The organism is Intestinimonas massiliensis (ex Afouda et al. 2020) (assembly GCF_900626285.1).
Classification (GTDB): domain Bacteria; phylum Bacillota; class Clostridia; order Oscillospirales; family Oscillospiraceae; genus Flavonifractor; species Flavonifractor massiliensis_A.
In genome coordinates this window covers 894,939-906,548 of the sequence record NZ_LR131147.1, presented here as the reverse complement: position 1 = coordinate 906,548, position 11,610 = coordinate 894,939, and the positions used below count along the sequence as shown (strand labels likewise).

Annotated in this window: 8 protein-coding genes; 1 reads left to right on the top strand and 7 read right to left on the bottom strand. The window is 56.9% G+C overall.

Annotation, left to right across the window (positions count from 1 at the left end; all coding sequences use genetic code 11):
- Positions 1 to 49 precede the first annotated feature (49 nt).
- From E0E41_RS04745 to E0E41_RS04720, 6 genes are all read right to left on the bottom strand, one after another.
- Positions 50 to 805 (bottom strand): prepilin peptidase, encoded by a 756-nt coding sequence (locus E0E41_RS04745; protein WP_130868951.1) that lies wholly within the window; start codon positions 803 to 805, stop codon positions 50 to 52.
- Between the two features lie 97 nt (positions 806 to 902).
- A complete protein-coding gene (locus E0E41_RS19095) occupies positions 903 to 1,376 on the bottom strand; it encodes a type IV pilin protein (protein WP_278045177.1) in 474 nt (157 codons plus the stop codon).
- Positions 1,377 to 1,497: 121 nt separating this feature from the next.
- Positions 1,498 to 2,715, bottom strand: a complete 1,218-nt coding sequence (locus E0E41_RS04735) for a type II secretion system F family protein (protein ID WP_130868950.1) — start codon at positions 2,713 to 2,715, stop codon at positions 1,498 to 1,500.
- Between the two features lie 39 nt (positions 2,716 to 2,754).
- Positions 2,755 to 3,846, bottom strand: coding sequence for a type IV pilus twitching motility protein PilT (locus E0E41_RS04730; protein WP_130868949.1), 1,092 nt, complete (start codon positions 3,844 to 3,846; stop codon positions 2,755 to 2,757).
- Positions 3,843 to 5,585 (bottom strand): GspE/PulE family protein, encoded by a 1,743-nt coding sequence (locus tag E0E41_RS04725; protein ID WP_130868948.1) that lies wholly within the window; start codon positions 5,583 to 5,585, stop codon positions 3,843 to 3,845. The genes E0E41_RS04730 and E0E41_RS04725 overlap by 4 nt, the downstream gene beginning before the upstream one ends.
- Before the next feature lie 157 nt (positions 5,586 to 5,742).
- A complete protein-coding gene (locus E0E41_RS04720) occupies positions 5,743 to 8,790 on the bottom strand; it encodes an S-layer homology domain-containing protein (protein WP_130868947.1) in 3,048 nt (1,015 codons plus the stop codon).
- Between the two features lie 426 nt (positions 8,791 to 9,216).
- On the opposite strand from E0E41_RS04720, the gene E0E41_RS04715 reads away from it, so the two are divergent.
- Positions 9,217 to 10,425, top strand: a complete 1,209-nt coding sequence (locus E0E41_RS04715) for an IS110 family transposase (RefSeq protein WP_130870730.1) — start codon at positions 9,217 to 9,219, stop codon at positions 10,423 to 10,425.
- A gap of 271 nt (positions 10,426 to 10,696) precedes the next feature.
- Here the strand turns inward: E0E41_RS04715 and E0E41_RS04710 are convergent, their stop codons facing one another.
- Positions 10,697 to 11,545, bottom strand: a complete 849-nt coding sequence (locus tag E0E41_RS04710; protein ID WP_130868946.1) for a tyrosine-type recombinase/integrase — start codon at positions 11,543 to 11,545, stop codon at positions 10,697 to 10,699.
- Positions 11,546 to 11,610 lie beyond the last annotated feature (65 nt).

The window sequence follows — 11,610 nt, the reverse complement described above, 5'->3', positions numbered from 1 at the left end:
AATGGCTCTTCCATTTTCACAAGCTCTCAATTTTGTTTTTTCTCTCATATCACAGTCCCAGCAGGTTCAGATAGGCCGCGATCAGCGGCTGTCCAAACAGGGCGGAAAACCAGATGCCCGCCGCCAGATAGGGACCGAAGGCCAGCTTGCGCCCGGCGCCGTGCCGCATACGGATCAGGTGAATCACCGCCCCCGCCACACTGCCAGCCACCATAGACAGCAAAATACGCGGCCAGCCCAGAAGCAGGCCCGCCGCCGCCATCAGTTTGATATCGCCCATTCCGAGGCCCGCCCCCTTGGTCAGCCACCACAGGGCCAGAAACAGCAGGCTGACCGAGCACATGCCAATCAGATAGACCGGCCAGTTCCCCCAATCGGCGGCAAGCTGGACGGCCCCAAGAACCAGAATCGCCAGATTCAATCCGTTGGGGATCTCAAAGGTGCGCCAGTCAATGACCGACAGCACCAGAAGCAGGGAAAAAAGTGCACAGTACAGGACCGTATGGAGAACATCGCCCCAGAACAGAATACCAGTGAGCAGCCACATGCCGCCGTTCATCCCCTCCACAATGGGATACTGAGGGGAGAGACTAGCCCCGCAGGAGCGGCATTTCCCTTTCTGGACCAGCCAGCTCACCAAGGGTATCAGCTCGTACCACGCCAGCACATGCCCACAGGTCATGCAGTGAGAGTGGGTGCGGACAAATTCCTCTCCCTTGGGGATGCGGTAGATGAGGACGTTGCAGAAGCTGCCCACGCACAGGCCCAGCAGGGTCAGAAACGTCAGGCAAAGCGCTTGCAGCATGGGACATACCTCCTGTCGGGATGTTTAAGGTGTTCCCCTGGGGATAGGCCCAGGGGAATATGTTTTACGTACTTAGGGCGTTGTAGACAAATCAGGATCAGGGAGTGGAGAGGGTCCACTCACCGCCCGACATAATAGCAACTGTCCAATCGGTCTGATTGCTGAAATCTGCAGCCAAGTCGCTCGAAAGAGTTGTGTAGCCCAGAAGGTCCGTCACATCCTCCAAATCAGCGTCTGCCAAAGCAGTCCCACCAGAGTAGGAAGTACCCGAAACGGTACCATTATAGCTAATTACGGCGGCTTTCCCTGCACCGTTAGAATCTCTTGTAAGGGAAACCTGAATAGTGGTCACCTCTGTTCCATCAGCTGCTTTGACTCCAACCACAGCGGTGGCCACAGAACTCAAAACTTGAAGGTCGTTCGCCTGACGAGCACGGGAAATGTATCCGGTATATGTAGGCACAGCAATAGCGGCCAGAATGCCCAGGATGGCGATGACCACGATCAATTCCACCAGGGTAAAGCCGGCCTTCTCCGCCAGCTTCTCTCTGAGTTTCTTCATGCGTTCCATGAAAAATCACTCCTTAAAGATATCTCGTCTGTGTATTTATATCCGCAACGCCGTGCAGCCGGGCGGCAGCCTATCCTGCCGTCCGGCCCCCCGGCGCCGGAGATACCGGGTTTCATCCAGCTTACAGGTACTGGTCATAGGCCTGGGTCATATTCAGCATGGGCAGGAAGATGGACAGGACGATGATCACCACAAAGACGGCCATAAACAGGATGATCACGGGCTCCATCATGGCCAGCAGGCGCTGGGTGGCGTCCTCCACCTCCTCGTCATAGTAGTCCGCCACCTTGCCCAGCATCTCCTGCAGGTCGCCGGTTTCTTCCCCGATTCCGGCCAGATTGGTCACCATGGGCGGGAACAGGCGGGTCTCCTGCAGGGCGGAGGCCAGAGGCCAGCCCTCTGAGACTAAGGTGCGCACCGTGCGCGCCGCCTCTTCGAAGTAGATGTTGCCCATGTTGCTGGCCGCCAGGTCCAGGCTCTCCGTCAGGGTCAGGCCGGAGGCCAGAAGCAGGGACAGCGTCCGGCAGAAGGTGGCGCAGGCAGAGCGGACGGTCAGGCGGCCGAACACCGGCGCTTTCCGGGCAATCAGCCCGAAAAAGTGCCGCCCTCTCAGCGTCCGGTTGAACAAGATACCGCCCGCAACCAGCGCCACAAGGATAATGGTCAGCAGCCACCACCAATCCACGAACCAGTTGCTGACGGCCATGACACACTGGGTCAGGAAGGGGAGCTCGATATTCATATCCACAAAGGTCTGCAGGAACATGGGGATGATCCGCGTCATCATCACAATCAGCACCACGATCATCACAATCAGCAGGATGCAGGGGTAGATCATGGCCCGGATCACCGCGCCCTTGGTCCGCTTGGCCTTTTCAAAGTAGAGCTCCATCTGGTGGAAAGAGTCCTCCAGATTTCCGGATTCCTCGCCAGCGGCTACCATGTTCACCAGCATGTTGGAGAAGATCTTTTTGTGCTTGCGCATGGCCCCGGCCAGGGTGTCGCCCTTTTCAATGTCGGCCTGCATCTCCCGGATGGCGGCGGTCAGCTTCTTGTTCTCCGTCTGCTGTCCCAGCATGGACAGCACAGTGGAGATGGGCACACCCGCCCGGAGGATGGAGACAAACTGCCGGCAGAAGATAGCCATGTCCTTCGCGGTGGGATTTCCCAGAAAGGGCAGTTCAATGTCCCGGTTGAGGGCGTTCTGCTCTTTGATGTCTAGAATGGTATAGCCGGCCCCCCGAAGGGAGTTCTTTGCGGTCTCCAGAGAGGCGGCCTCCACGGATTCCTTGACCCGCTTTCCGCGGCGGCTGATTGCGGTATAACTGTATGATGGCAATTGACAGGGCCTCCTTGCTGAAATACCAATCTGCGAAACTCATAGCTGGCCGCTTGAAAGCGGCATATTTATATGCCGTTTGGGCTGAAGTGCCCGGATAGCCTGGGGATCATTTGCGGCGGAGGCGGCGTCCTCCACGGACACCTCGCCCGCCTGCACCAGTTCTGCCAGAGCATCGTCCAACAGGACCATGCCCAGCTTTTTACTCGTCTGCATGGTGCTGGTGATCTGAAAGGATTTGTTCTGCCGGATCAGACTTCGCACGGCTGCTGTGCCAACCATGATCTCAAACACCGCCCGTCGCCCGCCACCGATCTTCGGCAAAAGGGTCTGTCCAATGGCACACTCCAGCACATCGGCCAGCTGAATACGCACCTGCTCCTGCTGATCTGCCGGAAACACGTCAACGATGCGGTCCACGGTGTTGGCCGCCCCCTTGGTATGAAGGGTGCCGAATACCAGATGTCCGGTCTCCGCCGCGGTAATGGCGGTGGAAATCGCCTCCAGGTCCCGCATCTCGCCCACCAGAATCACGTCCGGGTCCTGGCGCAGGGCGGCCCGCAGGCCGGAGGCGAAGCTTCCGGTGTCACTGCCAACCTCCCGCTGGTTAATCACGCACTGGATGCGCTCATGGACGTACTCGATAGGATTTTCCAGTGTAATGATGTGGCGGCGCTCTGTGCGGTTGATGTGGTCCAGCAGGGCGGCCAGCGTGGAGCTCTTCCCGGAGCCTGTGGGCCCGGTAATGAGCACTAACCCGCGAGGCTTCTCTGCCTGCTCAATGATGATCTGTGGAAGCAGCAGTTCCTCCGCCGTTGGGATACGCAGGGGGAGCAGGCGCAGGGCCAGGGCAGTGTACCCCTGCTGACGGAAGATATTGCACCGCATTCGTATGGAGCTGGCAACGGTAACGGCAAAATCAACCTCGCCTGTATGTTCCAGTTCCTCTATCTGCCGCTGATTGGCAAGTTCTTTCGCCATAGCGGCTACTGCCTCTTCGTCCAGGATCGCCTCTCCATCGTTTTGCAGCGCTCCGTCAATACGGAACACCGGCGGAAGCCCTACCGTCAGATGGATATCGGAAGCGTTCTGAGCGGCGGCGCGCCCGATCAGGTCATTTAACTGGCTCATGCGCTTACCTCCGAACTAAGGCCATGCACAACAAATTCGTCCTGCACCTCGTTCTGATCCTCCATGCTGATCCGCTGGAGCTCACTGAGAGAGGTAATTCCCTCCAGAACCAGCCGCTTTGCGCTCTCCCGCATGGTGTGCATTCCCTCGTTGATCGCCGCCTGGCGCAGTTCGTCCGCGGAACAGCGCTTGGCAATCATAGAGCGCAGAGTTGGAGTAATCTCCATAATCTCGTACACACCGATGCGGTCGTAGTATCCAGTGCCGCCGCAGCGCTGGCAGCCCACAGGTTCGCACAGCAGAGCCGTGCTTCGCTTCTCCCGCGGAAGCTCCAGATATTCCGCCTCATGCTCCAAAATGGGCCTCGCTTTTTTGCAGTCTGGGCAGAGACGGCGGACCAAACGCTGGGCAATGATGCCTACGGTGGCATCGGCAATCAGATAACTCTCGATTCCCATATCCAGCAGACGGGTGATACTACTGGCGGTATCATTGGTATGTAAAGTGCTCACCACCAAGTGCCCGGTAATGGACGCCTGGACGGCGATGGATGCGGTTTCGCTGTCCCGAATCTCACCGATCATGATGATGTCCGGGTCCTGCCGGAGGATGGAACGCAGGGCGTTGGCAAAGGTCAGGTCTGCCTTGGGATTCACCTGCACCTGATTGACCCCCTCGATATTGGCCTCCACCGGGTCTTCGACCGTGACGATATTGACCGTATCGCTGTTCAGCTCGCTCAGGGCGGTGTACAGGGTCGTGGATTTGCCGGAGCCCGTGGGTCCGGTAACTAGGACGATGCCGTTTGGTTTTTTCAGAATATGATCAAATTTCTCCAAGTCGTCTCCGGAGAGTCCCAAGGCGCTTTTGCTCCGGCTGAGGGCCTTTTTCTGGGCCAGACGCATGACGCATTTTTCGCCGTAGACAGTGGGAAGCGTAGATACGCGGACATCGTATTCACGGCGGTCTACCGTAATGGAAAAGCGCCCGTCTTGGGGTTTTCTCTTTTCCGATATATCCATGCCGCTGATGATTTTCACCCGAGCCACAATGGCCGAGAGCAGGCGCTGATCATAAGTGGCAGTTTGATACAGGATGCCATCTACCCGGCAGCGTACCCGCACCCGGTCTGGTCCGGCTTCAATATGGATATCCGAAGCGCGCTGTCGAACCGCCTGCTCCACTAGGGACGTCACCAGAACCACGACCGGCGAAGAATTCACATCTTCCTGAAGGATTTGCTCTTCTAGGGAGCGGTCCGTTTCATTGGCCCTAGTATACTGTTCCGCGGCCTCCTGCATTTCCTCCGAACCAAAATAGCGGTCGATGGTTCGGAGAATGTCGGTAGAAGTGGCTAAATACAGCCGGATCCGGCGGCGGCTGGCCGCCGCCACAGCGTCCCGGCCGCGCATATTCATCGGATCATTTGTGGCAACAAAGAGCGTCCGGTTGTCTGCCGGGTCAAGCGCGAAGGGAAGTACCAAATGGGTGCGCAATAAATCCGGCCTCACCATCTGCTGAACCTCCATTGGTATCGGGTTCTCATAGAGGCGTACAGTGGGAAGGCCGGACACAGCAGACAGCGCTTCAATAACTCTATCCTCCGGAACAGCACCCAGCTCCAGTACCAGCTCGCGGACGGGTCTGCGGGATGAGATGTGCTCTTTCCACAGCTCATCCGCCTGAAGTTGGGTCAGCAACCCTTCCTGTACTAGGTATTTCAGCAGTTTTTCATTCATGGGGATGTATTCTCCTTTTTTACGATGCCCGCCATTCGAAGCCATCGGACCAAGGCCGGCAACGCTGGCCCTGGTCCCAGGGCTCCGGTCCCCGGCAGGGGCGGAGTGCCGCCCCTGCCAAGGGGGATGCTCTGGGATTTGGAAAGAAGCTGGGAAGTTACTGCAATTCAATGACCAGATGGAAGGTAAAGGTGCGGGAGTTATACTGCACCGTGATCTCCTGACCATCCTCGCCATAGAAGTCGCTGAGGGACAGGGCCTTCAGGTAATCGCTTCTGTTGATCAGGTTCGCAATCGCCTCACAGGCCTCCGAAGTGGTGCCGGCGTTCTGGAGCTCGATCAGGGCAGCCTCACTGACGGTAAATCCGCCCTCACCACCGATGGTCACGCTGGCTCCGGCAGGCAGGCGGCCGATCAGATTGGTCAGCCGGTCCACGTAGGAACTGCCACGCTCTCCCACGAAATTGAGGAAGGTCTGATTCTCCAGCAGGGAGGCCAGATTGCTCAGGGCTACGTCCTCCATGCTTTCGATGCTCTTGAGCTTCAGCGCTTTGTCCATGTAGTTCTGGAAGTAGCTGCTCTCTTCTAGGGTCTCAGTCAGCAGGTTGTTGACCTCAGTGTGCATGTCGGGAGCAACAGCCTCAGAACTTGCCTCCGTGCTTCCTTCAGCACGTGCCGATAACAATTCGCACATTTTAGCAAGGACATATTGTTCAAGATTTGGATAGCTCTCAAGACCAAGTTCGATATTCTGAGCTTCCATGGTAGATCTCAGGTTGTCAGGCATAACATACCGGAAGGTAGCCGAGGGCATCCAGTCTCCGCCCTGTTGCGCCAAGGTTTCCCACGTGAAATCAGACGCTTCCTCAGCCACATAGTCAATCAGGTCATAGATGTCCTCATTGTTGTAGCTGACGTTCTGATCCAGCCAATAAATCTGATAGATGGGACTGCTGGTCAGATCCGTCACATCCAGGTTGGCCTCCTGCCACGCATTCATAGCGTTTGTCACGACTTCCTGCGCTTCAGTTTCAGTGACCCCAATGCCCTCCAAGGCGGAAATAATGGTCTGGAAGGTACTGTTGCCGCTGATCCCATTCATCACGTTCTCAATGGCAGTGCTCAGCTCATTCTGGACGGACGGCTGATCCAGAGCCGTCTCCACCACGTCATTCACTGCACTGCTGTACGCATTCTGAATTTCCTGCGTAAGGTTCAGCTTCACATAGCTGGGGGAAACCGTGCCATCCTCGTACTTGTACTCGATCAGGCCGCCGCCGTCCAGAGTCAGGTCCAGGGTGACAGGATATACATGGGGATACTCATCCGTTGCGGCACCGTAGACACTGCCGTCCGTGAACGTAAAGGTCACGGTACCGTCCAGCTCCACCACGCCGGTATAAGTGGAATAACCCTTCAGATCCTCGTACAGATCCTTGGCAAAGGCAGTCCCGAGGTTTACCAGAGCAGTGCGTTTACTGCCCTCCAAGGTAGTCGTGTGGTTGTCCTGATCCACATTGATCGTGGCGGATACATCGTTGACGCTGACAGTCACATCGCCGGTATAGTAGTTCCCGTCAGCATCATAGAAGTTCTCCCACAGGCTCTTGCCAACCTCAAGCACCTTAGCATAGACTTGATCTGCAATCTTCTGCGCGGTCTGGCCGGAAATCTCAATATCAAGAGCTTCTTCCAAGGCGTCAATGATGTCGTTCACGACACTGTCCACTTCGCCCTGAGAGGGAGGATTGTCCATCAGGCTGCATGCCATAGTGGCGGCCTGCTCAATGATAGTCGCAACCAGATCATCAGACACTTCCGCGCTTGCGGTCACCGTCTGCGGTCTGGTATCGCTGTCGCTCGTGGCAACGCTGAACGAAACCGGATCCAGCGCGGCAGCGGCGGAGGAGACAGAGATGCTGTTCATAGGAAGCATGTCGTTGAACTGCTCCATAGTCGCCTGAACCGCGAGGCCGATGTAGTCGTTATCCGCGATCCACTGAGCGTAGAGGTCCAGATTGCTGGCGGCCGTATATTGGGTACCCAGCGCATACTGAGTTCCGGTCCCGTCCTTCGCGGTGTTCCAGCTTGCGAGTGCGTACCCCTCGAGAGTAGCGCTGTCCAGCGTGGTAAACGCGCCATTTGTCTCAACCGTGGTGATTACGCTGTCATCGCCAGCCGGGGGGTTGAGGTAATAGGTGATGGTATAATTGCCAACCACCGGCGGGTTTTCACTCCACACGGCATACAGGGTGCCGGACCGGGTGCTTCCCACCGTATAGCTGCTGCCGGCACTGTAGTCAGGAGTAGTTGCACTGTTGGAAGCGCTCCAGCCCAAGAAGCGATAGCCATCGCGAGTCGGGTTGACGCTCTCAATGGTAAACGCATAGGAACTGGAGCTGGTAGAGGTAGCGGTCTGCTGACGGGTGGTCTGTCCATCCGAGAAGACACCGCCGTTGGCATCGTAGGTCAGCGTGTAGGTGTAGCGGGTGGTGCCGCCACCTCCACCACCTCCGCCGCCTCCACCGCCTCCGCCGCCGCCCTGATTCGGGTTTTCCTCCGGCTTGACCAGCCAGGCGAGGCGGCTGATTACGGTGGCGACCTGTGCGCGGGTAGAGCTGTCCAGGGGATGGAAAAGCCCATCGTCATAACCAGCGATCAGGCCATACTCGCGGCAATTTGCCACCGCGTCTCTGGCCCAAGAGCTGATCTGACTGTTGTCCGGGAACAAGGCCGTAGAGCCCTCCGTCTCATGAACTTGGTCTGTTTTCTCCCCGTAGTAGTCGATGAAGCGATCCATGATCACGCACATCTGCTCACGGGTGATCTCCCCATCCGGGTCAAAGAGGTTGTCCCCAATACCGGAGACAATCCCGTTCTCCGAAGCCCAAGTGACCGAACCTGTGTACCAGGTACCGGCCGGAACATCCACAAAGGCGGAGACACTGTTGTCAATTTCAGCATCGTCCACTCTGGCCAACACCGTGACAAACATTGCCCGCGTCATTGTGAGGTCCGGGGAGAAGGTGGTTGCGCTGGTGCCCGCGAAGTAGCCTTTCTCGGTGACAAAGTCTACATACTCGTAGTACCAACTGTCTTCACTGACGTCGGTAAATCTGCTTGCGCTCACTGCCGCCGCATGAGGCAGCAAGGAAGTTACGAGAACCAACGTCATCAGAAGACTCAGGATTCTTTTTTTCCTCAACTTCTATCACTCCTATTACAATAAATTTGGACAGGAAAGCCGGGCAGCCAGTCCGGCTTTCCCTCCATCTCGTGCCTAAGCTACAATAAGAGGAGCAACTGGCTGACCACTCACTCCTTGGGCTTGTAAGTCCGTACGAAAGACTGTCANCTATTACAATAAATTTGGACAGGAAAGCCGGGCAGCCAGTCCGGCTTTCCCTCCATCTCGTGCCTAAGCTACAATAAGAGGAGCAACTGGCTGACCACTCACTCCTTGGGCTTGTAAGTCCGTACGAAAGACTGTCAGCCATCCTCTTGTTGTAGCGTTCGATTTCAGCAGGTTGAGCCACCGGATGCCGGGGAGTTCGCGTCACCCAATAGATTGAATCGGCAACGAGAAAAGATGGATTCCGGTTGCAGATTCTTTAGTATTGGAGGAATGTGGATGAACAGCGTTGGCATCGATGTTTCCAAAGGGAAAAGCATGATCGCCGTCATGCGCCCCTTCGGTGAGGTGGTGGTTTCACCCTTTGAAGTGCGACACACCGCCAATGAACTGAACGAACTGGCAGGGCTGCTCAAAAGTTTGGACGGTGAGACCCGTGTGGTGATGGAATCCACGGGTAATTACCACGCGCCGGTGGCCTGGCTGCTCCACGACGCGGGACTTTATGTCTCCGTAGTCAATGCAATGCTGGTGCATGACTATGGGAACAACAGTTTAAGACGAGGCAAGACTGACAAGAAGGACGCCGTGAAACTGGCCAACTACGGCCTTGACCACTGGCTCACACTACCGAAATATGTCCCGGAGGAGGACACCCGGCTCATGCTGAAGACCTGCTACCGGCAGTACCAGCAGTATTCCAAAGTACGGACCATGCTGAAGAACAACCTAATCTCCCTGCTGGACACCGCTTTCCCTGATGCAAACCGCCTGTTTACCAGTCCACCCCGCGCCGATGGCAGCGAGAAGTGGGTGGATTTTGTAGCCGCTTTTTGGCATTGTGAGTGTGTCTGTGGTTTGTCTAAAAAGGCCTTTACCACCCAATACCAGAAGTGGTGCAGAAAGCACGGCTACAATTTTAGCGAGGATAAGGCACTGGACATATACGCCTCTGCATGTGGACACTTCGGTGTCATGCCGAAAACGGATACGGCAAAACTTTTGGTAGAACAGGCTGTTTCCCAACTCCGGGCAACTTCCGCCGCGTTAGCTGCTCTCAAGCAGGAGATGCAGTCCCTGGCCGTTTCTCTACCGGAGTATCCTGTGGTGATGGAGATGTTTGGTGTTGGCCCAACCCTCGGCCCCCAACTCATAGCTGAAATTGGCGATGTACGCCGTTTTCATTCCAAGAAAGCGCTGGTGGCCTTTGCAGGCATTGACGCCCCACCTTACCAATCTGGACAAGTGGATGTCCGTAGCCGTAACATTTCCAAGAGAGGATCTGCCTCACTGCGAAGGACGCTCTTTCTGGTGATGGGGGTCCTCCTGCAATGCGCTCCAATGGATGAGCCGGTCTACCAGTTCATGAACAAGAAACGCTCTGAAGGTAAGCCCTACCGTGTCTACATGATGGCCTCCGCCAACAAGTTCCTGCGCATCTACTACGCTTCTGTGAAAGCCTACCTGGATTCTCTGGAGCATGGCTGATTTCCCAGCTCTATACTGTCTGGCTGACCGCCATTTTTTGAAATGCACAGCGGTTTAATTTGGTGCACCCTTTTCCTTTGCTCGTTTCCTTTGAAAGTTTTACTTGACTTTTGTTAGCAGGTCTTTGATTAATTTAGTTCTCGAACAGGTAGAGCCGTCATGCGGATGGCTTTACTTATTCGCAAAACCCAAACCATACACAAAGCCGCCTTAAATGCCGCCATTCCGCGGACCCGGAAGAGAGAAGCGGCATGCAGCATGCCACACCGGGTCAGAGTTCGATGGCGCTCTCAGAGTTCCAGCCCACCGCGGCCTGCTCCATCTCGATCATCTGGTCGTGGGCCTGCTCGACCAGAAGCGAGATGTTCGCCTCGAAACCAGCCTGGGTGGCCTGATACAGCCTTTTCAGGCAGCGGGGGTTCCCCTTTTCCCTGGGAACCTGGGCGTCGCGGCATATCCCGCTGATGAGCATGGAGGCCGTGACCCGGTTAAGCGGCGCGCCGCCCCTGGTGACAAAAATAGGGCCGCGGAGGATGCCTTTCCTCCTGGCGTAGGCGAGCAGTTCCGCCTTGACACACGCCGGGATGTGCGCCGGCCGCTGGCTTCCATGGTCCGTGACCTGCACCCGGTCCTCCCGGACCGCCTCCACGGTCAGCCGCGACAGGTTCTGCAGGTTGACGCCCGTGGTGGCGAATACCTTGGCCAGCAGATAGGCCCGGTCCTTCCCCAGGCTCCTCGCGGTGGACAGAAGCCGCAGGTACTCGCCGCGGGTGAGCTCCGGCTGGGCCTGCGTGTCCGGGATCGGGTTGCGCTCTCCCTGCAGGTCCAAGCGGCCAACCCAGGCAAGCAGGCTGTTGGCAATGGAGATCGACTGGTTTACCGTCCGCCCGGCGTAGTTCTGCCCGCGCAGCGCCTCCGCCCACATGTCCACGGCGCCCCGGCGGATGCGTTTGTCCTCCGGCAAATAGTGATAAAACATCTCCAGGCGGTTCCTGTAGGTGCCCAGCGTGTCCTTCCGGGCGCCCCTGGCCGCCATCCCAGCCAGAAAGCCGTCGATCAGCTCCGGGGTCAAAATCACCTTTTCCGGGGGATAGGTATCTTTATCCATCCGTCTTGCCATTGCTCTCATCCCGCCTTTGCCCACAGCGCGGGGCAAGCGTACCCGGCAGCTCCGCTTCCGCGAAT